Origin of the sequence: Streptomyces sp. NPDC012827 (assembly GCF_042900905.1) — a bacterium.
Classification (GTDB): domain Bacteria; phylum Actinomycetota; class Actinomycetes; order Streptomycetales; family Streptomycetaceae; genus Streptomyces; species Streptomyces gulbargensis.
Genome location: NZ_JBIBBY010000003.1, coordinates 495,776 through 520,212 on the forward strand (window position 1 = coordinate 495,776; position 24,437 = coordinate 520,212).

General features: G+C 70.7%; 28 protein-coding genes, 1 tRNA gene and 1 riboswitch. Of the genes, 11 read left to right on the plus strand and 18 right to left on the minus strand.

The features are described 5' to 3' along the window. Positions 1 to 134: 134 nt before the first annotated feature. Positions 135 to 2,456, plus strand: a complete 2,322-nt coding sequence (locus ACFY60_RS08790) for a transglycosylase domain-containing protein (RefSeq protein ID WP_388609028.1) — start codon at positions 135 to 137, stop codon at positions 2,454 to 2,456. On the opposite strand, the gene ACFY60_RS08795 is transcribed toward ACFY60_RS08790, so the two are convergent. From ACFY60_RS08795 to ACFY60_RS08805, 3 genes are all read right to left on the minus strand, one after another. Further along, positions 2,450 to 2,770 carry a DMT family transporter gene (locus ACFY60_RS08795; RefSeq protein WP_388609030.1) on the minus strand — a complete coding sequence of 107 codons (321 nt, stop codon included), beginning with the start codon at positions 2,768 to 2,770 and terminating at the stop codon, positions 2,450 to 2,452. The genes ACFY60_RS08790 and ACFY60_RS08795 overlap by 7 nt on opposite strands. 34 nt (positions 2,771 to 2,804) lie before the next feature. Then, positions 2,805 to 2,865: riboswitch (guanidine-III (ykkC-III) riboswitch) on the minus strand. A gap of 78 nt (positions 2,866 to 2,943) precedes the next feature. Next, positions 2,944 to 3,282, minus strand: coding sequence for a co-chaperone GroES (locus ACFY60_RS08800; protein WP_345281773.1), 339 nt, complete (start codon positions 3,280 to 3,282; stop codon positions 2,944 to 2,946). 57 nt (positions 3,283 to 3,339) lie between these two features. Next, positions 3,340 to 3,660, minus strand: a complete 321-nt coding sequence (locus tag ACFY60_RS08805) for a DUF3618 domain-containing protein (RefSeq protein ID WP_388609031.1) — start codon at positions 3,658 to 3,660, stop codon at positions 3,340 to 3,342. A 120-nt stretch (positions 3,661 to 3,780) separates the two neighbouring features. Between ACFY60_RS08805 and bcp the strand changes: the two genes are divergently transcribed. From bcp to ACFY60_RS08825, 4 genes are all read left to right on the plus strand, one after another. Continuing rightward, complete coding sequence (gene bcp, locus ACFY60_RS08810) at positions 3,781 to 4,248, plus strand: thioredoxin-dependent thiol peroxidase (RefSeq protein WP_388609033.1); 468 nt, start codon at positions 3,781 to 3,783, stop codon at positions 4,246 to 4,248. A 140-nt stretch (positions 4,249 to 4,388) separates the two neighbouring features. After that, positions 4,389 to 5,030 carry an HNH endonuclease signature motif containing protein gene (locus ACFY60_RS08815; RefSeq protein WP_388609035.1) on the plus strand — a complete coding sequence of 214 codons (642 nt, stop codon included), beginning with the start codon at positions 4,389 to 4,391 and terminating at the stop codon, positions 5,028 to 5,030. Continuing rightward, complete coding sequence (locus ACFY60_RS08820) at positions 5,027 to 5,686, plus strand: HNH endonuclease (protein ID WP_388609037.1); 660 nt, start codon at positions 5,027 to 5,029, stop codon at positions 5,684 to 5,686. Before ACFY60_RS08815 ends, ACFY60_RS08820 begins: the two co-directional genes overlap by 4 nt. Positions 5,687 to 5,697: 11 nt before the next feature. Next, a tRNA-Leu gene (locus ACFY60_RS08825) sits at positions 5,698 to 5,775 on the plus strand. Between the two features lie 54 nt (positions 5,776 to 5,829). Here the strand turns inward: ACFY60_RS08825 and rdgB are convergent. The 4 genes from rdgB to ACFY60_RS08845 all read right to left on the minus strand — a co-directional run bounded on the left by rdgB (position 5,830) and on the right by ACFY60_RS08845 (position 8,029). Continuing rightward, the gene (gene rdgB / locus ACFY60_RS08830) at positions 5,830 to 6,432 is read right to left on the minus strand and encodes an RdgB/HAM1 family non-canonical purine NTP pyrophosphatase (RefSeq protein ID WP_388609040.1); all 603 of its coding nucleotides are present in this window, start codon (positions 6,430 to 6,432) and stop codon (positions 5,830 to 5,832) included. A gap of 11 nt (positions 6,433 to 6,443) precedes the next feature. Beyond that, positions 6,444 to 6,836, minus strand: coding sequence for a hypothetical protein (locus ACFY60_RS08835; RefSeq protein WP_388609042.1), 393 nt, complete (start codon positions 6,834 to 6,836; stop codon positions 6,444 to 6,446). A 104-nt stretch (positions 6,837 to 6,940) separates the two neighbouring features. Further along, on the minus strand, positions 6,941 to 7,672 hold the full coding sequence (rph, locus tag ACFY60_RS08840) for a ribonuclease PH (protein ID WP_309052873.1): 732 nt from the start codon (positions 7,670 to 7,672) through the stop codon (positions 6,941 to 6,943). Positions 7,673 to 7,747: 75 nt separating this feature from the next. Next, complete coding sequence (locus ACFY60_RS08845) at positions 7,748 to 8,029, minus strand: glucose PTS transporter subunit EIIB (protein ID WP_388609044.1); 282 nt, start codon at positions 8,027 to 8,029, stop codon at positions 7,748 to 7,750. Between the two features lie 186 nt (positions 8,030 to 8,215). Between ACFY60_RS08845 and ACFY60_RS08850 the strand changes: the two genes are divergently transcribed. Together ACFY60_RS08850 and ACFY60_RS08855 are read left to right on the plus strand one after the other, a co-directional pair. Then, complete coding sequence (locus tag ACFY60_RS08850; RefSeq protein ID WP_388609046.1) at positions 8,216 to 9,484, plus strand: PTS transporter subunit EIIC; 1,269 nt, start codon at positions 8,216 to 8,218, stop codon at positions 9,482 to 9,484. Positions 9,485 to 9,728: 244 nt separating this feature from the next. After that, entirely contained in the window at positions 9,729 to 10,982 is a 1,254-nt protein-coding gene (locus ACFY60_RS08855; protein WP_386335513.1) for a PTS transporter subunit EIIC, read from the plus strand. A gap of 77 nt (positions 10,983 to 11,059) precedes the next feature. Here the strand turns inward: ACFY60_RS08855 and ACFY60_RS08860 are convergent, their stop codons facing one another. After that, entirely contained in the window at positions 11,060 to 11,815 is a 756-nt protein-coding gene (locus ACFY60_RS08860) for an MBL fold metallo-hydrolase (protein WP_388609048.1), read from the minus strand. Positions 11,816 to 12,020: 205 nt separating this feature from the next. Between ACFY60_RS08860 and ACFY60_RS08865 the strand changes: the two genes are divergently transcribed. Then, positions 12,021 to 12,509 (plus strand): type II toxin-antitoxin system PemK/MazF family toxin, encoded by a 489-nt coding sequence (locus ACFY60_RS08865; protein ID WP_388609049.1) that lies wholly within the window; start codon positions 12,021 to 12,023, stop codon positions 12,507 to 12,509. Positions 12,510 to 12,621: 112 nt separating this feature from the next. On the opposite strand, the gene ACFY60_RS08870 is transcribed toward ACFY60_RS08865, so the two are convergent. From ACFY60_RS08870 to ACFY60_RS08885, 4 genes are all read right to left on the minus strand, one after another. Then, on the minus strand, positions 12,622 to 13,572 hold the full coding sequence (locus ACFY60_RS08870) for a PLP-dependent cysteine synthase family protein (RefSeq protein WP_388609051.1): 951 nt from the start codon (positions 13,570 to 13,572) through the stop codon (positions 12,622 to 12,624). A gap of 5 nt (positions 13,573 to 13,577) precedes the next feature. Next, a complete protein-coding gene (locus ACFY60_RS08875; protein ID WP_309052547.1) occupies positions 13,578 to 13,856 on the minus strand; it encodes a MoaD/ThiS family protein in 279 nt (92 codons plus the stop codon). A gap of 98 nt (positions 13,857 to 13,954) precedes the next feature. Further along, the gene (locus tag ACFY60_RS08880; protein ID WP_388609053.1) at positions 13,955 to 14,074 is read right to left on the minus strand and encodes a putative leader peptide; all 120 of its coding nucleotides are present in this window, start codon (positions 14,072 to 14,074) and stop codon (positions 13,955 to 13,957) included. 105 nt (positions 14,075 to 14,179) lie between these two features. Next, entirely contained in the window at positions 14,180 to 14,818 is a 639-nt protein-coding gene (locus tag ACFY60_RS08885) for an HD domain-containing protein (protein ID WP_388609054.1), read from the minus strand. A 71-nt stretch (positions 14,819 to 14,889) separates the two neighbouring features. Here ACFY60_RS08885 and ACFY60_RS08890 point away from each other — a divergent pair, with 71 nt between their 5' ends. Beyond that, positions 14,890 to 15,834, plus strand: a complete 945-nt coding sequence (locus tag ACFY60_RS08890; protein WP_388609056.1) for a GlxA family transcriptional regulator — start codon at positions 14,890 to 14,892, stop codon at positions 15,832 to 15,834. Positions 15,835 to 15,883: 49 nt separating this feature from the next. Here ACFY60_RS08890 and ACFY60_RS08895 read toward each other — a convergent pair whose 3' ends face one another. The 4 genes from ACFY60_RS08895 to clpS form a co-directional block, all read right to left on the minus strand. Continuing rightward, positions 15,884 to 16,309 (minus strand): Mov34/MPN/PAD-1 family protein, encoded by a 426-nt coding sequence (locus tag ACFY60_RS08895; protein ID WP_388609058.1) that lies wholly within the window; start codon positions 16,307 to 16,309, stop codon positions 15,884 to 15,886. 76 nt (positions 16,310 to 16,385) lie between these two features. Continuing rightward, positions 16,386 to 17,813: an amino acid permease gene (locus ACFY60_RS08900; protein WP_388609060.1), complete on the minus strand. Its 1,428-nt coding sequence runs from the start codon at positions 17,811 to 17,813 to the stop codon at positions 16,386 to 16,388. 326 nt (positions 17,814 to 18,139) lie between these two features. Then, the gene (locus ACFY60_RS08905; RefSeq protein ID WP_388609062.1) at positions 18,140 to 18,724 is read right to left on the minus strand and encodes a DUF2017 domain-containing protein; all 585 of its coding nucleotides are present in this window, start codon (positions 18,722 to 18,724) and stop codon (positions 18,140 to 18,142) included. Then, complete coding sequence (gene clpS / locus ACFY60_RS08910; protein WP_309052542.1) at positions 18,724 to 19,029, minus strand: ATP-dependent Clp protease adapter ClpS; 306 nt, start codon at positions 19,027 to 19,029, stop codon at positions 18,724 to 18,726. The genes ACFY60_RS08905 and clpS overlap by 1 nt, the downstream gene beginning before the upstream one ends. A 99-nt stretch (positions 19,030 to 19,128) precedes the next feature. On the opposite strand from clpS, the gene ACFY60_RS08915 reads away from it, so the two are divergent. Further along, positions 19,129 to 20,457, plus strand: a complete 1,329-nt coding sequence (locus ACFY60_RS08915; protein WP_309052541.1) for a nicotinate phosphoribosyltransferase — start codon at positions 19,129 to 19,131, stop codon at positions 20,455 to 20,457. A 203-nt stretch (positions 20,458 to 20,660) separates the two neighbouring features. Continuing rightward, positions 20,661 to 21,260, plus strand: coding sequence for an isochorismatase family protein (locus tag ACFY60_RS08920; protein ID WP_309052540.1), 600 nt, complete (start codon positions 20,661 to 20,663; stop codon positions 21,258 to 21,260). Between the two features lie 76 nt (positions 21,261 to 21,336). Here the strand turns inward: ACFY60_RS08920 and ACFY60_RS08925 are convergent, their stop codons facing one another. Continuing rightward, complete coding sequence (locus tag ACFY60_RS08925) at positions 21,337 to 21,639, minus strand: hypothetical protein (RefSeq protein ID WP_388609065.1); 303 nt, start codon at positions 21,637 to 21,639, stop codon at positions 21,337 to 21,339. Positions 21,640 to 21,770: 131 nt separating this feature from the next. Continuing rightward, positions 21,771 to 24,203 carry an immune inhibitor A domain-containing protein gene (locus tag ACFY60_RS08930; RefSeq protein WP_388609067.1) on the minus strand — a complete coding sequence of 811 codons (2,433 nt, stop codon included), beginning with the start codon at positions 24,201 to 24,203 and terminating at the stop codon, positions 21,771 to 21,773. Positions 24,204 to 24,437 lie beyond the last annotated feature (234 nt).

The window sequence follows — 24,437 nt, forward strand, 5'->3', positions numbered from 1 at the left end:
CCCTTTCCGCCGCGAGGGGAGGACGGCGAAGCGCACGACCCTAGTGGGGGCCGGGCGGGCCCCGCGAGCGGATTTCCCGTCACCTTCGGGTGGCATTCAGGACTTTTACGTCATTCCGGGCAGTATGTGATGCCATGTCCCCTTCCTCCGACACGAGCGAATCCCCCCGGCCGGACACCGCGGGCTGGGAACCCAGGGACCCCACCCTTCCCCCGCCCCCCGCACCCGGCCACCGGCCCCCGACCGCCCCGCCCACCCGGCGCGGCCCGGTCCGGCGGCTGCTCACCCTGCTCCTGAAACTGTCCCTGCTCGGCGTCCTCCTCCTCGCCGGCGCCCTCACCGCGGGCTACCTCCTCATCGACATCCCGCCCGCCAACGCCGCCGCCCGCGCCCAGGCGAACGTCTACCTCTACCGGGACGGCACCCCCCTCGCCCGCGGCGGCCAGGTCAACCGCGAGAACGTCCGGCTCGACCGGATCCCCCAGCCCGTACGCCACGCGGTCCTCGCCGCCGAGGACCGCGACTTCCACACCTCGCGCGCCGTCGACCCCAAGGCGATGCTCCGCGCCGCCTGGAACACCCTCACCGGCAAAGGCCGCCAGTCCGGCTCCACCATCACCCAGCAGTACGTGAAGAACTACTACCTGGGCCAGGAGCAGACCCTCACCCGCAAGGCCCGGGAATTCTTCATCGCGATCAAACTCGAACGCGCCGCCAGCAAGGAGGAGATCCTCCAGGGCTACCTGAACACCAGCTACTTCGGCCGCAACGCCTACGGCCTCCAGGCCGCCGCCCGCGCCTACTACGGCAAGGACGTGGACCGGCTCGGCACCGCCGAGGGCGCCTACCTCGCCGCCCTCCTCAAGGCCCCCAGCGCCTACGACGTCACCACCCGCCCCGAGAACCGGGCCACCGCCGTCGCCCGCTGGCACTACGTCCTCGACGGCATGGTCAAGGAGGGCTGGCTCACCCGCGCCGAGCGCGCCACCGCCCGCTTCCCCGATCCGCTCCCCGCCTCCGCCGCCGGCGGCGGCCTCTCCGGCCTGTCCGGCCAGCGCGGCTACCTCGTCAAGGCCGTAGAGCAGTACCTCACCGGCCAGGGCGTCCTCGACCGGGAAGCACTCGCCCTCGGCGGCTACCGGATCACCACCACCCTGGACCGCGCCAAGCAGGACGCCCTCGTCCGCGCCGTCGAGGACCGCGTCATCGACCGCCTCGACCCGGAGAACAACCCCGCCGACCGGCACGTACGGGTCGGAGCCGCCGCCGTCGAACCCACCAGCGGCCACGTCCTCGCCCTCTACGGCGGCATCGACTACACCCGGCAGTACGTCAACAACGCCACCCGCCGCGACTACCAGGTCGGCTCCACCTTCAAACCCTTCGTCCTCACCGCGGCCCTGCAGCACGGCGCCCGCACCCAGTACGGCGAGCCGATCACCCCGCACACGCTCTACGACGGCACCAACCGCCGACCCGTGCAGGGCTGGAACGGCGGCCCCTACGACCCCGCCAACGAGGACGACACCAGCTACGGCGAGATCCCCGTCGGCACCGCCACCGACCTGTCCGTCAACGCCGTCTACGCCCAGATGGCCGTCGACGTCGGCCCCGCCCGCGTCCGGCACACCGCCGTCGCCCTCGGCCTGCCCGGCAGCACCCCCGACCTCACCGCCTCCCCGTCCATCGCCCTCGGCCCGGCCACCGCCAGCGTGCTCGACATGGCACGGGCGTACGCGACCCTCGCCGCCCACGGCAGACGCGGCCCCTACCGCCTCGTCGCCGCCGTCACCAAGGACGGCGACGCCGTCGCCCTGCCCCGGGGAGACCTCGAGCAGGTCGTCGGCCGGGAGGCCGCCGACACCACCACCGCCGTCCTGCGCAGCGTCGTCGAATCCGGTACGGGCACGGCGGCGCGGGCGGCGGGACGGCCGGCGGCCGGCAAGACCGGCACCGCGGAGGACGACAAGGCCGCCTGGTTCGCCGGCTACACCCCCGAGCTGGCCACCGTCGTCGCCCTCATGGGACAGGACCCGGCCACCGGCCGCCAGGAACCCCTGTACGGAGCACTGGGCCTGCCCCGGGTCAACGGCGGCGGGCCGCCCGCCGAGATCTGGGCCCGCTTCACCCGCGACGCCCTGGCCGGAACGGCGCCGAAGGAGTTCGACCTGCGGCTCATGCCCGGAGTGGAGCCGCTCCCCGACGTGCCGCCGGGGCACGAGGCCCCGGACGACTGGGAGACCCCCGGGGAAGGCCGAACCATCGAGGCGGGCGCGGCGGCCGAACCCGGAACGGGAACCGAAACCGGCCCGGCGGCGGCCGCCGGGCCGCCCGGAACGGCGGCCGACCCCGCCACGGCCCCCACGGACGGCACACCACCCGGCGAAGACATGGCAGCCGGAGCGGGCATGGCAGCCGGACCGCCCCCCGCCCCGACGGCCCACCCCGGTCAGTGACCCGACGTCGCCTTGAGACCGACCACGGCGACCAGCAGCAGACAGACGAAGAAGATCCGGGCGGCGGTCGCCGGCTCCCCCAGCACCACCATGCCGAACACCGCCGCGCCGGCCGCACCGATCCCGACCCACACGCCGTACGCGGTGCCGATCGGCAGCGTCCTGGCCGCCTGCGACAGCAGAACCATGGAGGCGACGATCCCCGCGCCGGTGAGGACACTCGGCCAGAGCCGGGTGAAACCCTCCGTGTACTTCATCCCGATCGACCAGGCGACCTCCAGCAGACCGGCGACGATCAGCAGGATCCAGGCCATGACGACAACACCTCCGCGAGACGGATCAACAAGGGGTGCGTCGTCTTTGCGTCAACCCGGTACGGCGCGTCTCGTCGGGGTCCCCCCAGGCTAACAAGTACGACCGAAGGCCCCGGTGACAGTGGTCACCGGGGCCTTCGGCCGTCCGGACCCCCGCGGCCCGGAAGGACCCGCTACAGATACAGACCCGTCGAGTCGGAGGTGCCCTGGAAACGGTCCGCGGCGACCGCGTGCAGATCGCGCTCCCGCATCAGGACGTACGCGACACCGCGCACCTCCACCTCGGCACGGTCCTCGGGGTCGAACAGGACCCGGTCACCGGTCTCGACCGTACGGACGTTCTGGCCGACGGCGACGACCTCGGCCCAGGCCAGTCGCCGGCCGACCGCCGCCGTCGCCGGAATCAGGATGCCGCCGCCGGAGCGCCGCTCCCCCTCGGGAGTGTCGGTGCGGACCAGGACCCGGTCATGAAGCATCCGGATGGGCAGCTTGTCGTGGGTGTTCTCGCTCACGGTCCGAACCTACCTGCCCGGGCGTGTCGCCCATCGCGGGGAGGGGTCATCAAAGGGTCACCGCTTGCTCTTGCGGGAGGAGGCCACGAGCAGCCCCACCACGGCGACGGCGACGAGGGCCACCGGGACGACCCGCTCCGGACGCGGAGCGCCGGTCTCGTCGATGAAACGTGCCTTCACGTCCGAGACGACCCGGTTCACGGACACGTAGGCCCGCCCCAGGGTCTCGTCGACGGTCGAGGCGACCTTGGCCTTGGCATCCCCGACGATCGTGCTGGGGTGCATCCGCATGCCGATCTCGTCGAGAGTGACGGCGAGCTGCTCGCGCCGGCGGACGATGTCCGCCTCGATCTGCGCAGGGGTCCTGGCGTCCGACACCGCGCTGCCTCCGTGGTCGTGATCCGGTCGTTGACGGACAGTCTGTCAGCTCCACCCGCCGGGGGCCGCCTCCGACCCCCATTAGGCTCTGATCGCGTACGCGAACTTCCGAGGAGAGCCATGAGCGAGCGACTGCAGCCCGGCGACACCGCCCCCGCCTTCACCCTGCCCGACGCGGACGGCAACGAGGTCTCCCTCGCGGACCACAAGGGCCGCAAGGTCATCGTCTACTTCTACCCGGCCGCCCTCACCCCCGGCTGCACCAAGCAGGCCTGCGACTTCACCGACAACCTCGACGTCCTGGCGGGCGCGGGCTACGACGTGATCGGCGTGTCCCCGGACAAGCCGGAGAAGCTGGCGAAGTTCCGCGAGAAGGAGAACCTCAAGGTCACGCTGGTCGGCGACCCCGACAAGAAGGTCCTGGAGGCGTACGGCGCCTTCGGCGAAAAGAAGCTCTACGGCAAGACGGTGACTGGCGTGATCCGCTCCACGGTGATCGTCGACGAGGAGGGCAAGGTCGAACGCGCCCTCTACAACGTCAAGGCCACCGGCCACGTCGCGAAGATCATCCGTGACCTGGGCATCTGACGCCCTCCTTCCCGGGAACGGCCCGCCCCCCGCGCCAGGGGGTGCGGGCCGTTCCGCTTTTCGTACGCGATATGACGTGACCGTCCGATATTCGGCTCGTTGGCCCGTACGAGATCCGTACAAGGGGTGGGGTTGGTGTCATGGGGACGAGCGCGTACACGAAGGAACGACTGGAGGCGGCGGCGCGGGGCGCGCGGACGCCGACGGAGGCACTGGAGCGGCTGGGGGCGGACCCGCGGAGCGGGACACGGTCGTACGTGCTCCGGCGGATGCGAGCGCTGGGGGTCGACACGTCGCACTTCGAGCGGGAGGGGGTGCGGTGGACGAGGGAGGTGCTGGCGGAGGCGGTCGCGTCCTCCACGAACATGTGCGACGTGCTGCGGCGACTGGGTGTGGAGGTCGTGGGCGGGCAGCACACGCACATCAGCCGGCGCGTCAAGGCGTACGGGATCGACGTCTCGCACTTCCGGCCCCCGTCCCAGCAGGGCAAGCCATGGCGTCCGCGCTCGCCTGAGGGCCTCCTCGTGCGGCAGACCGGCCCGGACGCCCGACGGATCCCGAGCGATCGTCTCTCCTGGGCGATGACGCAGGCCGGGGTACGGAAGCGGTGCGCGAGGTGCGGCAACGAAGGCGTCTGGCGTAGCCGTCCCCTGCGGCTGGAGATCGATCACATCAACGGCGACTGGCGCGACAACCGCATCGAGAACCTGCGATTCCTCTGCCCCAACTGCCACTCGGCGACGGACAACTACCGGGGGCGCGGGAAGGGGCGGGCCCGATGACCGCAGTGCGGTACACACGCGAGCTGCTGACCGAGGCGGCGGCAGAGTGCTCCGGCATGCACGAGGTCATCGCGTTCCTGGGCACCCGCCCCTACGGCAACCTGGAGCGCCATCTGCTGCGGCGCTTCACCGAGTACGGCATCGACATCTCACACTTTCCACCCCGCCGACGGCGAGGGAGGCGCCCCTCTCGTCCAGCGGCGGAAGAACTCCGGCGTGCGGTCGAAGGCGCGACCTCCGCGGCCGGGGCCCTCCGCGCCCTGGGCAAGCCGCCCAGCGGCCAGATGCGCGCGCTCTTCCGGCAATGGACGGCGGAAGACGGCCTCAGCACCGCTCATTTCCTGGGCCAGGCACACCAGCGGGGTAAGCCGGGACCGACTCCGGTCAGACGTTCTGAGGAGATTCTCGTCCGGCATCACGGCAAGCAGCGGACGAAGGCCCGTCTTCTGCGCCGCGCACTGCGCGAGGTGGGCGTACCGGAGGAGTGTGCCGAGTGCGGCGTTGGCACCAAATGGCTCGGCGACCCGATGACGCTGGAGGTCGACCACATCAACGGCGACTGGCAGGACGACCGGCGCGAGAATCTGCGGCTGCTGTGCCCCAACTGCCATGCGGTCACCACGACCTGGTGTCGCGGAGGGCAACGGGTAAAGTGAGGACGTCCCTCGCGCCCGTACTCCAACACGGCAGAGAGAGTGGCCTTAGAAGCCACGTGTTGTCGGTTCAAATCCGACCGGGCGCACCAGTCGAGGAGCCCGCTCACCTTCGGATCAAAGGTGGCGGGCTCTTGCTGAACCGCTCAGCCCACCAGCTCCCGTACCACCGGCACCAGCGCCCGGAACGCCTTGCCGCGGTGGCTGATCGCGTTCTTCTCCTCGGGGGTGAGTTCGGCGCAGGTCACGTCGTAGCCCTCCGGCTGGAGGATCGGGTCGTAGCCGAAGCCGTTCGTGCCGGCCGGACGGTGGCGGAGGGTGCCCTCCATGCGGCCCTCGACGACGCGTTCGGTGCCGTCGGGGAGGGCGAGGGCGGCGGCGCAGGCGAAGTGGGCGCCGCGGTGCTCGTCGGCGATGTCCGAGAGCTGGGCGAGCAGCAGGTCCAGGTTGGCGCGGTCGTCGCCGTGGGTGCCGGACCAGCGGGCGGAGAAGATGCCGGGGGCGCCGTTGAGGACGTCGACGCAGAGGCCGGAGTCGTCGGCGACGGCGGGGAGGCCGGTGGCGCGGGCGAGCGCGTGGGCCTTGAGCAGGGCGTTCTCGGCGAAGGTGACGCCGGTTTCCTTGACGTCGGGGATCTCGGGGTACGCGTCCGCGCCGACGAGTTCGTGGCCGAGGCCTGCGTCGGCGAGGATCGCGCGGAGTTCGGTGACCTTGCCCGCGTTGCGGGTGGCGAGGATCAGACGGGTCATGTCCCCAGTATCTACGGGGTGCAGACCTTGCCGATCTCGGTGGCGGCGTCGGTGACGGGCTTGATGTCGGGGGTGGTGTCGCCGTTCTTGACGGCGGTACGGACGGTGTCCACGCCCTTGCCGAGGTCGTCGACGGCCTTGGAGAGGTCGGCGTTGTCGGTGGTGTCCTTGAGGTTGCCGAGCTCCGTGGAGATGGAGTTGAGGGCTTCCTCGATCTGGGCGGGGTCGTTGGAGGCGCTGGAGACGGCCTGCTCGAGCTTGTTGACGGAGGTGGCTATGGCCTCGGCGGTCTTGACGCAGTCCATGGCCTTGTCGAGGGCTCCGCAGCCGCTCAGGACGGTGGTGAGCGCGGCGGCCGTGGCCACGGCGAGTGCGAGGCGTCGCTTCGTCGGTCGAGGCTTCACGTGTGGGTCCTCCCCTGTACATGACATGGCATCGGGCGCACGGATCGTATCGGGTGGTGACCGTGCGCCCGCTGTCCGTTGTCGGTGAGGACGCCGTGGGGCCCTCAGAGGGTTGCGTCGAGGGCCTTGCGCTGGAGGTCGGTGAGCTCGGCGCAGCCGGCGGCGGCGAGGTCGAGCAGGGCGTTGAGTTCGGCGCGGTCGAAGGGCTCGGCCTCGGCGGTGCCCTGGACCTCGACGAAGCGGCCGTCGCCGGTGCAGACGACGTTCATGTCGGTGTCGGCGCGGACGTCCTCCTCGTAGCAGAGGTCGAGGAGGGGGACGCCGCCGACGATGCCGACGGAGACGGCGGAGACGGTGCCGGTGAGCGGCTTGCGGCCGGGCTTGACGAGCTTCTTGCCCTGGGCCCAGGAGATGGCGTCGGCGAGGGCGACGTAGGCGCCGGTGATGGCGGCGGTGCGGGTGCCGCCGTCGGCCTGGAGGACGTCGCAGTCGAGGACGATGGTGTTCTCGCCGAGGGCCTTGTAGTCGATGACGGCGCGCAGGGAGCGGCCGATGAGGCGGGAGATCTCGTGGGTGCGGCCGCCGATCTTGCCGCGGACGGACTCGCGGTCGCCGCGGGTGTTGGTGGAGCGCGGGAGCATGGAGTACTCGCCGGTGACCCAGCCTTCGCCGCTGCCCTTGCGCCAGCGGGGGACGCCCTCGGTGACGGAGGCGGTGCAGAAGACCTTGGTGTCGCCGAAGGAGATGAGGACGGAGCCCTCTGCGTGCTTGCTCCATCCGCGTTCGATGGTGACGGGGCGGAGCTGTTCGGGGGTACGGCCGTCGATACGAGACATGGGACGAGCGTAGCCGTACGCGAGGAAGGGCCCGTTCCCCTGCCGGAACGGGCCCTGCCGGTGCGCGTCAGGCGCTCACATCATGTCTTCGATCTCGGCGGCGATGGGGTCGGCGTCGGTGCCGATGACGACCTGGATGGCGGTGCCCATCTTGACGACGCCGTGGGCGCCGGCGGCCTTGAGGGCGGCCTCGTCGACGAGGCCGGCGTCGTTGACCTCGGTGCGGAGGCGGGTGATGCAGCCCTCGACCTCTTCGATGTTGTCGATGCCGCCGAGCCCGGCGACGATCTTCTCAGCCTTGCTGGCCATGTGTTTCTCCCTGTCCGTTCCGTTCGCAGAACGCGCGTCTCGGCGCACCGGTGGTCCGCTTCGTCACGGTAACCCACGGTTGGCCCAACTTCGCGAGCGCATGCCGCCGTTCTGCCGAAGGATGACGATCATCGGCGGCCTGCCCCTGCGGGCTTCCGGAGCCTATCGCAACTGGTCTACACCAGTGTGCAACGAGATGCGGACCCGGCTTGTTCCGGGAATGGGAGGACGCCGATGAGCACCGACAGTGCCGCCGCCCCGGCGCGCGGGAAGAACTGGCGCGGCGGCCTCTTCCAGGGTCTGCAGAAGGTGGGCCGCAGCCTGCAGCTGCCGGTGGCGGTGCTGCCGGCGGCCGGTCTGCTGGTGAGTCTCGGCAACCTCTTCTCCGCCTATCTGCACGGCGCTTTCTGGGACAAGACGTCGAAGGTCCTGATGCAGGGCGGTACCGCGATCCTGGACGGGGCCTTCGGTCTGCCGCTCCTCTTCTGCATCGGGGTGGCGATCGGTTTCGCGAAGAAGGCGGACGGTTCGACGGCGCTGGCCGCCGTGGTCGGGTTCCTCGTCTACTTCAACGTCCTGAAGGCCTTCCCGCGCGAGGGGACGGTGACGGAGGAGGTCCCGGAGGGGGTCGCGCAGAATCCGGGCGTGCTGGGCGGCATCCTCATCGGCCTGCTCACGGCCGTGATCTGGCAGCGGTTCCACCGCACCAAGCTGGTGGACTGGCTGGGCTTCTTCAACGGCCGCCGGCTGGTGCCGATCATGATGGCGTTCCTGTGCGTGGTGCTCGGCGTGCTGTTCGGGCTGCTGTGGGAGCCGGTGGGTGACGCGCTGACGTGGTTCGCCAAGCAGCTGATCGATCTCGGGGCGTGGGGAGCCGCCATCTTCGGGCTGGCGAACCGGCTGCTCATCCCGATCGGCATGCACCAGTTCCTCAACACCTTCTTCTGGTTCCAGGCCGGTGAGTACACGAAGCCGGACGGCACGGTGGTGCAGGGCGATCTGACCCGTTTCTTCGCGGAGGACCCGTCGGCGGGGCAGTTCATGTCGGGCTTCTTCCCGATCATGATGTTCGGTCTGCCCGCGGCGGCCCTGGCGATCGCGCACTGCGCCCGGCCGGAGCGGCGCAAGGAGGTGACGGGCCTGATGATCTCGGTGGGCCTGACCTCCTTCGTGACGGGCGTGACGGAGCCGCTGGAGTTCTCCTTCATGTTCGCGGCGCCGCTGCTGTACGGCCTGCACGCGGTGCTCACGGGCGCTTCGATGGCGATCACCTGGGCGCTCGGGGTGCACGCGGGCTTCAGCTTCTCGGCGGGCCTGATCGACTACGTCGTGAACTGGCATCTGGACACCAAGCCGTGGTTGATCATCCCGATCGGCCTGGGCTTCGCGGTCGTGTACTACGTGCTGTTCCGGCTGATCATCACGAAGTTCGACGTCCCGACGCCGGGCCGTGAGCCCGAGGAGGTGGAGCGGGAGGCGGAGAGGGACGCCACGAAGCCGTAGCGGGCGCCGCACACCTTTCCGAAGCCCTCGGAGCCGTTGGTTCCGGGGGCTTTTGTCATGCTGTTCCGGCTATGGCCGAGCCCACAGAATTCACAGGTTCCTTATCTAAGTCCCACGTGCTAAAACTGGTCTACACCACTCATTGGTGTAGACCACGCGGTAGTCCACCGCGTTCCCCCGAGACGCCGCCGTCACCCCCTTTCCCCTGTCCTCTGGCGGCGCCTTGCCCAACTGGAGGAAGTTGATGAGTACGGCCACCGCCCAGGCCGCCGCTCCCGCGAAGAAGCGCGGATCCGGCCTGTTCCAGGGCCTGCAGAAGGTCGGTCGCAGCCTGCAGCTGCCGATCGCCGTGCTGCCGGCCGCGGGTATCTTGCTCCGTCTCGGCCAGCCCGACGTCTTCGGCAAGGACGGCCTGGGATGGGACAAGGTCGCCTCCGTCTTCGCCACCGCGGGCGGCGCCGTCTTCGACAACCTGCCGCTGCTGTTCTGCATCGGCGTGGCCATCGGCTTCGCGAAGAAGGCGGACGGCTCGACCGCCCTCGCCGCGCTCGTCGGCTTCCTGGTCTACAGCAATGTGCTGAAGGCCTTCCCCGTCGCCGAGGCCGTCATCCAGCCGGGCGAGGACATCGCCGCGAAGTACAACAACCCGGGTGTCCTCGGCGGCATCCTCATGGGTCTCATCTCCGCCGTCATCTGGCAGCGGTTCCACCGCACCAAGCTCGTGGACTGGCTCGGCTTCTTCAACGGCCGCCGCCTCGTCCCGATCATCATGGCCTTCGTCGGCACCCTCGTCGGTGTCGTGTTCGGCCTGGTCTGGGAGCCGATCGGCAACGCCATCTCCAGTTTCGGCGAGTGGATGACGGGCCTGGGCGCCGTCGGCGCCGGTCTCTTCGGCCTCATCAACCGCGGTCTGATCCCCGTCGGCATGCACCAGTTCGTGAACACCGTCTCCTGGTTCCAGATCGGTGACTTCACCGACGCCGCCGGCAAGGTGGTCCACGGTGACCTGAACCGCTTCTTCGCCGGTGACCCGAGCGCCGGAATCTTCATGTCGGGCTTCTTCCCGATCATGATGTTCGGTCTGCCGGCCGCCGCGATCGCCATCGCCCACGCCGCCCGCCCCGAGCGCCGCAAGGCCGTCATGGGCATGATGGTCTCCCTGGCCCTGACCTCGTTCGTCACCGGTATCACCGAGCCGATCGAGTTCACCTTCATGTTCATCGCGCCGGTCCTGTACGTGGTCCACGCGGTCCTGACCGCCGTGTCGATGGCCGTCACCTGGGCCCTGGGCGTCCACGCCGGGTTCACCTTCTCCGCGGGCGGCATCGACTACCTGCTGAACTGGAACCTCGCGACCAAGCCGTGGCTGATCATCCCCATCGGTCTCGTCTTCGCGGCGGTCTACTACGTGGTCTTCCGCTTCGCGATCACCAAGTTCAACCTCCCCACCCCGGGCCGCGAGCCCGAGGAGGAGGTCGAGGACCTCACCAAGGCGTGAGTCCCTCCCCCGTACGGCACAAGGCCCCGGAACCGTTCCAGGTTCCGGGGCCTTCCCCGTGTGCCGGGGGCCGCGCGTCAGACCTCGTAGACCGCGCCCGGGCGGGCCAGTTCCGACGGGCCGTCGTACACCTCGCGCGCGTCCGCCAGGTTCCGGGCGGCGTCCGTCCACGGGGGGATGTGGGTGAGGACGAGGCGGCCCACACCGGCGCGGGCGGCGTGGGCGCCGGCCTCGCGGCCGTTGAGGTGGAGGTCGGGGACGTCCTCCTTGCCGTGGGTGAAGGAGGCCTCGCACAGGAAGAGGTCGGTGCCGTCCGCGAGGTCGTGCAGCGCGTCGCAGACCCCGGTGTCACCGGAGTACGTGAGCGAACGGCCGCCGTGCTCGATCCGGATGCCGTACGCCTCGACGGGGTGGCAGACCTTCTCCGTACGGACGGAGAACGGGCCCACCTCGAAGCTGCTCCCCGACTTCAGCGTGTGGAAGTCGAAGACCTCGCTCATCGAGGTCGGGGACGGCGTGTCCGCGTACGCCGTGGTCAGCCGCTGTTCCGCGCCCTCCGGGGCGAAGACGGGGAGCGCGTCGCAGCGTCCGCCCTCGTGCCGGTAGTAGCGGGCCACGAAGTACGCGCACATGTCGATGCAGTGGTCCGCGTGCAGATGGCTGAGGAAGATCGCGTCGAGGTCGTACAGACCGATGTGGCGCTGCAGCTCGCCCAGGGCGCCGTTGCCCATGTCGAGAAGCAGCCGGAAGCCGTCGGCCTCGACGAGGTAGCTCGAACAGGCCGAGTCCGCGGACGGGAACGACCCGGAGCAGCCGACGACGGTGAGCTTCATGGAGCGTGAACCTCCGTGGACGGGTGCGGAAATAGCGCGCTGAGGGAGGGGGAGGTCGTGCGGTCTGTCGAGCGTAAGGCTCACCCGGGCCTGTAGCTCCTCCGTGACGGCCCGTTGTGGGCGAACTCACGGGCTCTGTCACCGGTTCGGATGGATGGCGGACCGGTCCGGCGGTGCGGGCCGCGCGCCGGTAACGTCATGGGGTATGGACACGTCATGGTGGCCCGCGCTGCTCGCGGTCGTCGTGCTCGCGCTGGTGGTCGCGGTCGCGGACGGATGGAAGCGGTCCTCGCGCCGCCCGCCGGGGCGCACCCGCCCCTCCGGCCGCGCGCCGGGCCGTACGGCGCCGGGGACCGGGCCCCGCCCGGCGGACCGGCCGGCGCGGTTGCCGCGGGCCGGGGAGATCTGGTGGGCGGACGTGCCCTTCGAGGACGGTCCCGGTTCGAAGGACCGGCCCTGCCTGGTGCTCGCGGTACGGGGCGACAGCGCGCTCGTCGCCAAGATCACCAGCAGGTACCACGACGAGCGGCCGGGAGTGATCGCGCTGCCGCCGGGGGCCGTGGGGGACGCGCGGGGGCGGCCGAGCTTCCTGGAGACGGACGAGCTGCGGGACGTGCCGGTCGCGGACTTCCGCCGGCGAGCGGGAACGGCGGACCCGGTGGTCTGGGACCAGGTGCGTCACCTGGCACGGTGACCCGGGGGGGGCGGGACGGCGGCAGGCGGTACGGCAGGGGCCCGGGGCGCGTCGGGCGCCCCGGGCCCCTGGGGGTCGCCGGTCCTCCGGGGAGCCGGGCCCCTCGTCACCGTCAGGCCCAGAGCTGGCCCTGCAGGGTCTCGATGGCCTCTTCGGTGGTGGCGGCCGTGTAGACGCCGGTCGAGAGGTACTTCCAGCCGCCGTCGGCGACGACGAAGACGATGTCCGCGCGCTCGCCCGCCTTGACCGCCTTGCGGCCCATGCCGATCGCCGCGTGGAGCGCCGCCCCGGTGGAGACGCCCGCGAAGATGCCCTCCAGCTGGAGGAGTTCGCGGGTGCGGGTGACCGCGTCGGCGGAGCCCACGGAGAACCGGGTGGTCAGGACCGAGGCGTCGTACAGCTCCGGGACGAAGCCCTCGTCCAGGTTGCGCAGGCCGTACACGAGGTCGTCGTAGCGCGGCTCGGCGGCGACGATCCTGACGTCCGGCTTGTGCTCCCGCAGGTAGCGGCCGACGCCCATGAGCGTGCCCGTGGTGCCGAGGCCGGCCACGAAGTGCGTGATGGACGGCAGGTCGGCGAGGATCTCGGGGCCCGTGGTGGCGTAGTGGGCGCCCGCGTTGCCGGAGTTTCCGTACTGGTAGAGCATCACCCAGTCGGGGTTCTTCTCGGCGATCTCCTTGGCGACCCGTACGGCCGTGTTCGATCCGCCCGCCGCCGGGGAGGAGATGATCTCGGCTCCCCACATGGCGAGCAGCTGGCGCCGCTCCTCGCTGGTGTTCTCGGGCATGACGCAGACGATGCGGTAGCCCTTGAGCCGGGCGGCCATGGCCAGCGAGATGCCGGTGTTGCCGCTGGTCGGCTCCAGGATGGTGCAGCCGGGGGTGAGCCGGCCGTCCTTCTCCGCCTGCTCGATCATGTGGAGCGCGGGGCGGTCCTTGATGGAGCCGGTGGGGTTGCGGTCCTCCAGCTTCGCCCAGATGCGGACGTCGTCCGAGGGCGAGAGCCGGGGGAGGCGGACCAGCGGGGTGTTGCCGACCGCCGCCAGCGGGGAGTCGTAGCGCATGTGGATCAGACCATGCCGCCGGCGACGGCCGGCAGGATCGTGACGTTGTCGCCGTCGGTGAGCTTGGTGTCGATGCCGTCGAGGAAGCGGACGTCCTCGTCGTTCAGGTAGACGTTGACGAAGCGGCGGAGCTTGTCGCCGTCGACGATGCGGGCCTCGATCCCGGCGTGGCGGGACTCCAGGTCGGCGAAGAGCTCGGCGAGGGTGCCGCCGCTGCCCTCGACGGCCTTGGCGCCGTCGGTGTAGGTGCGGAGGATGGTCGGGATGCGGACCTCGATGGCCATGGCGTGGGCTCCTGTCGGAAGGGGCGTGGTGGCGTGGTGGCGCGCGGGTGGGGCCCCGCGCGTGCGGGGTCGTACGGGGTGAGGTGCGCTCGGCCGGTCTACTGGAGCGCAGCGCGGGTCGTACACATCGCGCTGGCGAGGCGGCACAGGTCGACGTGCAGGCGTGCCACGAGCAGGGGTGTGCCCGGGTTCTCTTCGCTCACGTCGTGGGAAACCATGGGGTCATCGTATCGATTCCCGGTCCGGGTTCCGGAATGTGATCTCACCTGGCGGACAGATCGCGTTCGGCTAGCGGACGGTGCCCGCTCCACCTGCCCCCTTTCTCACTCGGGCCAGGACGACTCGCGGATCGTGGTGACGAAATCGCCGGGGACGAAGCCCGGGACGAAGTGGCGCAGGACGTCGGCCTTCACGTTGCCGAAGGTGGTGCCGGGCTTGGGCGCGATGCCTTCGGCGAAGGCCGCCAGGATGCGGTTCTTGAAGTCGGGGCGGGGGTGGGCGGCGACGATCGCGGCCCGCTCCTCTGGGGTGACCAGGCCGGGTTCGTCGTACCCGATGCCGAGGACGTCGTACTCGACGCCCGCGGTGACGAGGGCGACCTCGGGCTCCATGAACTCCGGGATCCCGGGGGTGGTGTGCAGGGCGATGGCGGTCCAGACGCGGCGGACGGCGTCCTCGTCCAGGCCGCGGGCGCGGAGGAAGGCGGCGGCCTCGTCGGCGCCGTCGACCTCGAAGCGGCGGCCGCTGTCGCGGTGCTTCCCGCCGAGGCCGAGGTCGTGGAAGAGGGCGCCCACGTAGAGGAGTTCGGGGTCGTGGGCGAGGCCGCGGGCGCGGCCCTGGAGGGCGCCGAAAAGGTAGACGCGGCGGGAGTGGTGGTAGACGAGCTCGCCGGCCGTGTCCCGGACGAGGGCGGTGGCGTCGGCGGCGAGGGCGGTGTCGGGAATCAGCGAGAGCGGGTTCATGGCTCAAGGTTCGCGTCCGGGGCCGGGCCCCCGCCATGTCCTCACGGACGGGCTTCCCACAGAATCGGACCATGACGGTGACGGGGCACGTAGTGGTGGTGACGGCGTTCGACGGGGTGCGGCTGCTCGACGTCTCCGCGCCGCTGGAGGTGTTCGCGACGGCGGGGTCCGGCTACGGGGTGCGGGTCTGCACCCCGCACGGCCGGGACGTCGTGACCTCCTGCGGGCTGCGGATCGGCGCGGACCTGGCCGCCGCGGAGGTACGGGCGGTGGACACGCTGGTGGTGCCGGGCGCCGTGGACGTGGAGCGGTGCGTGGCGGCGGCGCCGGGGGTGGCGGAGCTGGCGGGCCGGGCGGGACGGGTGGCCTCGGTGTGCACGGGGGCGTTCGCGCTGGCGGCGGCGGGGCTGCTCGACGGGCGGCGGGCGACGACGCACTGGGAGCACGCGGCGGAGCTGGCCCGGCGGTTCCCGGGCGCGGAGGTGACGCCGGACGCCATCCACGTACGGGACGGGGAGGTGTGGACCTCGGCCGGGGTGACGGCCGGGATCGATCTCTGTCTGGCCCTGGTGGAGGAGGACCGGGGGCCGGAGGCGGCGCGGGCGGTCGCCCGGGACCTCGTGGTCTTCCTCCAGCGGCCGGGCGGGCAGTCGCAGTTCTCGGCGGCCTCGCGGACGCCCCCGACCCGGCATCCGGTGGTGCGGCCGCTGCTCGACGCGGTGGTGGCCGATCCGGCGGCGGACCACGGCGCGCCTGCCCTGGCCCGGCGGGCGGGGGTGTCGGTACGGCATCTCGCCCGGCTGTTCCGCGAGCAGACGGGGGTGACGCCGGCGGCGTACGTGGAGCGGGTGCGGGTGGAGGCGGCCCGGCTGCTCCTGGAGGGCGGGGCGAGCGTGACGGGGGCGGCGGCGCGCAGCGGGCTCGGGAGCGACGAGAGCCTGCGGAGGGCGTTCGCCCGGCACGTCGGGGTGACGCCCTCCGCGTACGCGGCGCGTTTCCGGACGACGGCGGGCTGATCCGGCCGCCTCCCGCGCGGGCCCCGGCGACCGGGGCGCGCGGCCCCGGTTACGCGTAGGCCTCGACGATCTCGACCTCTTCCTCCTCGACCACGCCGTCGACGATGGTGAAGGAGCGGAACTGGAAGGGGCCCGCGCCGTCGGTGTCGGCGGTGGAGACGAGGACGTAGTGGGCCTGCGGCTCGTTGGCGTACGAGATGTCCGTGCGGGACGGGTAGGCCTCGGTCGCGGTGTGCGAGTGGTAGATGATCACGGGCTCCTCGTCCCGGTCGTCCATCTCGCGGTAGAGCTTGAGCAGGTCGGCGGAGTCGAACTCGTAGAAGGTGGGCGACCGCGCCGCGTTTAGCATCGGGATGAAGCGCTCGGGGCGGCCGCTGCCGGCCGGGCCGGCGACGACGCCGCAGGCCTCGTCGGGGTGGTCCTCGCGCGCGTGTTCCACGATCTGGTCGTACAGGGCCCGGGTGATGGTCAGCATGACGACAGGATAAGCAGACGGGCCGTCCCGTACCGGAGTTCGGTACGGAACGGCCCGAATGGCGAGACGTTGCAGGTCAGGACCGCTTGGCGAAGGCGGCGCCCTCGGGGTTGCGGGCCCGGAGGACCAGGTAGGAGACGCCGAGGATCAGGCCCCAGACCGGGGCGCAGTAGAGCGCGGTGCGGGCACCCTCGTCGACGCCCATCATCACGATGACCATGCCGATGAAGAGGAGCGCGAACCAGCTCGTGTACGGGGCTCCCGGGGCCTTGAAGGTGGACTCGGGGAGTTCGCCGCGGTTCGCCTTGGCCCGGTAGCGGATCTGGCAGACGAGGATCATGATCCAGGCCCACATGCCGGAGATGGTCGCGAAGGAGACGACGTACTCGAAGGCCTTGCCCGGGGCGACGTAGTTGATCCAGACGCCGACGAGCATGAGGGCGGCGGAGAAGGTCAGGCCGAGGAGCGGGGTGCCGTTCTTCGTGAGGCGGGTGAAGACCTTCGGGCCCTGGCCGTTGAGGGCCAGGTCGCGCAGCATGCGGCCGGTGGAGTACATGCCCGAGTTGCAGGAGGACAGGGCGGCCGTCAGCACCACGAAGTTGACGATGGCGGCGCCGACGCCGAGGCCCATCTTCTCGAAGGCGGCGACGAACGGGGAGATGCCCGGCTTGAACTCGGTCCACGGCACGACCGACAGGATCATGATCAGGGCGCCGACGTAAAAGACGGCGATGCGCCACGGCACGGTGTTGATGGCCTTGGGCAGGACGGTCTTCGGGTCCTTGGACTCGCCGGCGGTGACGCCGACCAGCTCCACGGCGAGGAAGGCGAACATGACGATCTGCAGGGTCATCAGCGTGCTGCCGACACCGTTGGGGAAGAAGCCGCCCTGGTTCCACAGGTGGGCGACGGTGGCGGTGTCGCCGGCGTCGGAGAAGCCGACGGTGAGGATGCCGGCGCAGATCAGGATCATGCCGATGATGGCGGTGACCTTGACCATGGAGAACCAGAACTCCAGCTCACCGAAGAGCTTCACGGAGATCAGGTTGGCGCCGTAGAGGATCACGGTGAAGACGAGGGCGGAGATCCACTGCGGGATGTCCCACCAGTACGTCATGTAGGTGGCGGCCGCCGTCACCTCGGTGATGCCGGTGACGACCCAGAACAGCCAGTACGTCCATCCGGTCACGAAGCCGGCGAAGGGGCCGACGAACTCGCGGGCGTACTCCGAGAAGGAGCCGGAGACCGGGCGGTACATCAGCAGCTCGCCCAGGGCGCGCATGATGAAGAAGATGACCAGGCCCGCGATGGCGTAGGCCAGGATCAGGCTCGGGCCGGCCTTGTGGATGGCCTTGCCCGCACCGAGGAAGAGGCCGGTGCCGATGGCACCGCCGATGGCGATCATCTGGATCTGCCGGGCGCCGAGGCCTCGCTGGTAGCCCTCGTCGCCGCCCACGGCCCCGTCGGTGCCGTCGTGCTGCTTGTCGACCTGCACTGAGGTCATGGTGGTGCGCCTTTCTCCATGCTGGTCCGCGCGGCAGCCTCGGCTGCGTCTGCTGCGGATCAGGTCCTGATCCCCCCGGATGTGGATGGAGTGCCACCGGCGGTCAGCCGGTCCAAGCGCCCTCGGGAACAGGGGTGGCGTGCCCGAGTGGTCGTGAAGATTTATCACGGCGTTCACCGTGATCGGCGGAGACCGGTGTGGCGCGGGCCACACAAAAAGACGGACAAAAGGAGCTCAACAGAGCAAACCGGGGCGGCCGAGTAACGCATTCGTTATCCGGATTTGAGCGTCCGCTGAGCGAACAGTGCCCCGGGGCGGGCGGTGGGTCAGGGCATCAGGGTCTCGACGAGGGACTCCTGGAGCGCTCCCAGCCAGAGGTAGGCCATGACCATCGGCTTGCGCGGATCGGAGTCGGGCAGCCGGTACAGCCGCTCGCTCTCCTCGTCCTCGGTGATCTCCAGCCGGGTGGCGATGGTCAGCCGGAGGTCGTTGAGCGTGCCGAGCCAGGCCCTCGACTCGCCGGGGGTGAGCTTGAGGACGGCCCCGCCCTCGCCCAGCGCCTCGGCCGAGAGCGCGTCCATGGCCCGGACGACCACGAGGGCGTCCTCGCGCTTGCGGGCGCGCAGGTCGTTCTCGGTGTAGCGGCGGAAGTCGGCGGCCGCGGCCCGCAGCTCCTCGCTGTCGTCCCCGTACGCGTCGGGGAAGAGGCGCCGCAGCGCCGGGTCGGACGGGGGCTCGCTCGGGCCCTCGGCGAACAGCGCGGCGAGCGGGTCGGCGTCCGCGTCGGGCTCCTCGCCCGGCCCGATCAGCTCCAGGAGCTGGACCGCCAGGGAGCGGAGGATGGAGATCTCGACCTCGTCGAGCGCGACGGCGGCGCCTCCGCCGGCGATCGCCTCGAAGTGCCCGGCCATCAGCCGCGGTCCTGCGAGAGGGTCGCCCACAGGCCGTACCCGTGCATCGCCTGCACGTCCCGTTCCATCTCCTCGCGGGTGCCGCTGGAGACCACCGCGCGGCCCTTGTGGTGCACGTCGAGCATGAGTTTGTGCGCCTTGTCCTTGGAGTAGCCGAAGTACGTCTGGAAGACGTAGGTGACATAGCTCATCAGGTTGACCGGATCGTTGTGCACGAGGGTCACCCAGGGCACGTCGGGTTCGACGACCGCGGAGACCTCCTCGGCGGATTCCGTACGTTCGATCTCGACAGGCGCGACGCTCACTCACCCCATGCTGCCACCTCGGGGGGGCCGTCGCACAAACGGGGCGGCGCCCGGAACAGAAATCGTCACTCTGACGATTTCTGCGCTAGCATCGCTGACATGAACGCTGCGGACCTTGGGCTCCCGGTGGACGTGCCGTCGACCGCCCTCTTCACCGACCAGTACGAGCTGACGATGCTCCAGGCGGCCCTCAGGGCCGGTACCGCCGACCGCCGCTCCGTCTTCGAGGTCTTCACCCGCCGGCTGCCCGAGGGGCGCCGCTACGGAGTCCTCGCGGGCGTCGGCCGGGTCCTGGACGCCGTCGAGAACTTCCGCTTCGACCCGGGCGTGCTCGGCTTCCTGCGCGAGCGCGGCATCGTGGACGAGCCCACCCTCGAGTGGCTCTCCCGCTACCGCTTCTCCGGCGACATCTGGGGCTACCCCGAGGGCGAGGTGTACTTCCCCGGCTCGCCCGTGCTGCGCGTCGAGGGCTCCTTCGCCGAGTGCGTCCTCCTGGAGACGGTGATCCTCTCCATCCTCAACCACGACTCGGCCATCGCGGCCGCCGCCTCCCGCATGTCGGCCGCGGCCGGCGGCCGGCGCCTCATCGAGATGGGCGCCCGCCGCACCCACGAGCTGGCCGCGGTCGCCTCCGCCCGCGCCGCCTACGTCGGCGGCTTCGACTCCACCTCCGACCTCGCCGCGGGCTTCCGCTACGGCATCCCGACCGTCGGGACCTCCGCCCACGCCTTCACCCTGCTCCACGACAGCGAGCGGGACGCCTTCCGCGCCCAGGTCGACACCCTGGGCCGGGGCACCACGCTCCTCGTGGACACCTACGACGTGACCGAGGCCGTCCGCACCGCCGTCGAGGTGGCCGGGCCCGAGCTCGGGGCCGTCCGCATCGACTCCGGCGACCTGCTGCTCGTCGCCCACCGGGTGCGGGCGCAGCTGGACGAGCTGGGCGCCCGGGACACCAAGATCGTGGTCACCTCCGACCTGGACGAGTACGCCATCGCCTCCCTGGCGGCGGCCCCCGTGGACGCGTACGGGGTCGGCACCCAGCTGGTCACCGGCAGCGGCCACCCGACCGGTTCCATGGTCTACAAGCTGGTCGCCCGGGCCGGTTCGGCCGACCCGAAGGCGCCGCTCGTGCCGGTGGCGAAGAAGTCCCTGGGCGGCAAGGCCTCGGTCGGCGGCCGCAAGTGGGCGGCGCGCCGGCGGGACGCGGACGGGATCGCCGAGGCGGAGGTCGTCGGCACCGGCCCGGTGCCGCCGGAGCTCGCCGAGGAGCAGCTCCTGGTCGAGCTGGTCAAGGGCGGTGACGTGGTGGCCCGCGAGCCCCTGGAGGCGGCCCGCGCCCGGCACATCGCGGCCCGCGCCGGGCTCCCGATGTCCGCGATGCAGCTCTCGCGCGGCGAGCCGGTGCTGCCGACGGAGTACGTGTGACCTGACGGCACGCGGGGTACGGCGGCGACCGGGGGGCCGCCGCACCGGCGCCCGTGGCCGTACCCGTACCGCCGTACCCGTGTCCGTTCCCGTTCCGTCCGTACCCGGCCGCCCCGGCCCCGGGCGGAACGCCCCCTCCCGAACGGAGGGGGAAGTCTCTAGGCTCGAAACGCTCCCCCTCCGACCCGCTAAGGACAGCCGCCATGCACCGCGCACTGATCGTTGTGGACGTACAGAACGACTTCTGCGAGGGCGGCAGCCTCGCGGTCGCGGGGGGCGCGGACGTCGCCGCCGCCATCACCGACCTGGTCGGCCAGGCGGCGGGCGCCGCGTACCAGCACGTCGTGGCCACCCGGGACCACCACATCGACCCGGGCGCGCACTTCGCCCCGGCGGGCGAGGCGCCCGACTACGTGACCTCCTGGCCGGTGCACTGCGTGGCCGGGACGGAGGGCGTCGGCTTCCACCCGAACTTCGCGCCGGCCGTCGCGAGCGGCGCGATCCAGGCCGTCTTCGACAAGGGCGCGTACGACGCCGCCTACAGCGGCTTCGAGGGCCGGGACGAGAACGGGGACACGCTCGCCGACTGGCTGCGCGCCCGGAACGTCTCGGAGGTCGACGTGGTGGGCATCGCCACCGACCACTGCGTGCGGGCCACGGCGCTCGACGCGGCCCGGGAGGGTTTCGTCACCCACGTGCTGCTCGACCTGACGGCCGGCGTGGCCCGCGAGACGACGGACCGGGCCCTGGAGGAGCTGCGCGCGGCCGGCGTGCGGCTCTCGGGCAAGCCGGTCGTCGCCTGAGGCCGGACGGGAATCCCCCGGGCCGCCGGGGGCTTCGGGAGGGTGCGGACCGGGTGTCACGGGGCGCGCGGCGGTCTCAGGCCGCCGGGGCCCTGGGGAGGGTGCGGACCGGGTGCCACAGCTCGTGGCGGGTGGCTCGCCACAGCAGGCCCTCGGGGTGGTGGAGGACCGCGGTGATCTCGTCGGGGGTGGGCGGCTCGGTGTTGCCCCGGAGGTAGACGGCCCGCAGGCCCAGGTTCCGCAGCCGGGTCAGGGCGCGGGCCCGGTTGGCGGCGTGCACCAGGAAGCGGACGGTGGCCCCGTCACCGGCCGGGCTGGGCAGCCCTATCGCGACGACGACACTGCCTCCCGGCAGCTTGCAGAACCCTCCAGCGGGCATGCGGAACCACTCCCCCGTGAGCTGGCTGTCAGCACTGTCAATAAGAACTCGGTCAGAGGCACCTAAACACGATCGGCCGCCGCCCGCTAGGGGGCGACGGCCGATCACGCTATGACCTGCGGCTTTGCCGATTACTTGGTCGACGGGCCCACGCGGACCGTGATCGTCTGGCCGTTCTTCGGCTCCTTGACGACCTCGATCTTGGTGTTGGTGTCAGTTACCTTGACGCCGGCCCGCTTGGTCTCCTCGAACCAGTAGGTGCCCTTCCGGTCGTCGAAGACCGGGTTGCCCCGCTGCGAGTGGATCCAGGTCGGCACGTCCGCCTTGTGGAGCTGGAAGGCGTCGGTCCGGTAGGTGCCGAAGGTGGAGTCGTACGCCTGGACGCGGTTGCGCATCAGGGTGCCGTCACCGAACTTCAGCGGGGTCGGGTGCGCGTCCACCGGAAGGATCAGACCCTGGCCCGGGTGGACCGAGGTGTTGTTGTCCTTCTGGGACAGGTCCCACTTCCAGATGAGCAGACCGTTCTGGTACGGGTAGTGCTCGACCCAGCTGGCGCGGTCGCCCGTGAAGCCGAAGTTGTACGGGCCGACCTTCAGGGTCGCGTCGTACGAGACGTACTGGCGGTTCTCCGCGATGTAGTACTGCTCGTACTCCTTGGTGAAGCCCTTGCCCACGCGCGAGAAGCCCTTGGGCGTCCAGCCGTTGTCACCGTTCTCGGCGTTGTCCGAGAAGACGGCGGCACCGTCGGCGGTCAGCGTGATGGCGTCGGCGGTGAAGCCCTTGCCGCCCGCGCCGCCGTCCGTCTGGTAGCGGAAGCGGAGGTCGAACTTCTTGCCCGCGTACGCGCTCAGGTCGTAGACGAGCTTCTTGTGGGCGCCGGAGACGTCGGTCAGCGCCGGGGAGCCGGCCGCGTCGCGCGGGAGCGGCTTGCCGTCGGCGGTGCCGTCCACGGCGGTCCAGTTGGCGCCGCCGTCCGTCGACACCTCGGTGTAGAGGTAGTCGTACTCGGCCTCGATGTCGTACCAGCCCTGGAGTTCCAGGGAGGCGGACGACTTGCCGGTCAGGTCGACCGAGCGGGTGAGGGTGTTCTTGAGGTCGTCACCCATGTCGCTCCACCACTGCGAGGCGCCCTCGGCGGGGGCCACGATGTCGGTGGTGACGGCCTTCTTCGGCAGCTCGACGAGGAGCGCCTGCGGGTTCTTCGTGTTGTACGCGGCCACACCCAGCTTGTGGGTGGACTTCGCGGCACGCTGCTCGTCGCTCACCTTGGTGTAGTTGAGCCAGCCGAGCTGCAGCTTGTCCCAGGCGTTCATGTCGCCCGGCATGTCGCCGATGGAGTCCTTGCCGAGGCCCAGCCAGGAGCCGGAGGACATCAGCGACCAGTAGCCGGTCGAGTTCTCGCCGCCCGCGGTGTCGTACAGGTCGGGCAGACCGAGGTCGTGGCCGTACTCGTGGGCGAAGACGCCGAGGCCGCCGTTCTCGGGCTGCATCGTGTAGTCGCCGACCCAGATGCCGGTGTCACCGATCGGCGTGCCGCCGGCCTTGTTGTGGGCCGGGCCGGTCTTGCCGGCGTTGGTGCCGTACGCGTACCAGCGGTGGGCCCACAGCGCGTCGGAGCCCTGGGCGCCGCCACCGGCCGACTCGTCCTCGCCCGCGTGGACGATCTGGAAGTGGTCGATGTAGCCGTCGGCCTCGTTGAAGTTGCCGTCGGCGTCGAAGTCGTAGCGGTCCCACTGGTCGTACTGGGCCATGTCGGCCTTGATCTGCGCGTCCGTCCGGCCCTTGGCCTTCTGGTCGGCGACCCAGGCGGTGACGCCGTCGCGGACGGTGTCCCACACGTTGGCGCAGTTGCTCTGGCCGCAGTAGTTGGAGCCGTAGCGGGCCTCGTTGTAGGGGACCTTGACCCAGTCGGAGACCGCGCCGTCGACCGAGTAGCGGCCGGACGAGGTGCGCTCGTAGTAGGTCTTCAGCGAGTGCTTCTGCTGGCCGGTCTTCGGGTCCTTGCCGGAGCCGAAGTACAGGTCCTGGAAGTGCTTCTGGTTGTAGTCCGCCTGCCAGGCCGTCGAGTTGTCCTTCGTACGGTCCGGCTGGGCTATCCGGTTGTGCAGCGGGCCGGGCGTGCCGCCGAACTTCGGCTTCAGCTCGTCCGTCTCGTCGTCCTTGCGGTCGACCAGGGTCGTGTTGTCGACCTGGTCGCCGAACTCGACGAGGATGGTGAAGATCTTGTCGGTCTTCTCCCGGCCCAGCTCGACGTACTTCTTGGCGTCGAGCTTGACCACCTGGGAACCGCCCCGGCGCTCGACCTTGGCCTCTCCCTTGAGCACCTGCTCCAGGGCGGCCTTGCGCTGCTGCGCCTGCTGCTCGCTGAAGGGGCCCTCGAGGTCGTGGTCGACCGTCGTCTTGTCGATCCCGGCGCCCGGCGCCGGGTCCTGGCGGACCTCCGCCGGCGTGACGACCCCGTGGTCGTGCGCCCAGGCGGTGCTGAAGGTCGAGGCGGTGGCGGCCGTGGCCGCGAGGGCCACGACGACTGCGGACGCTCGGATCGTCCGTCGTCTGTTGGTCACTTGGTGTTGTCCTCCCCGGCGCCCACGCCCTCGGACCGAAGGTGGGGTATCCGTCCGGCGGGGTCGCGCGTCACAAGTGACGACATTCGACCGGAGAGCGGCGAGAAAAGACAGATCTTGACTTGCACAGACCAACTGCACTATGCGGGTGCTTGATTCCGATTATCGGACAGTCAACCCACATCCTGTGCCGGAAAGTTGGCGTTTCGTTCCGCCGTGCGCCTGTGCGCCCCT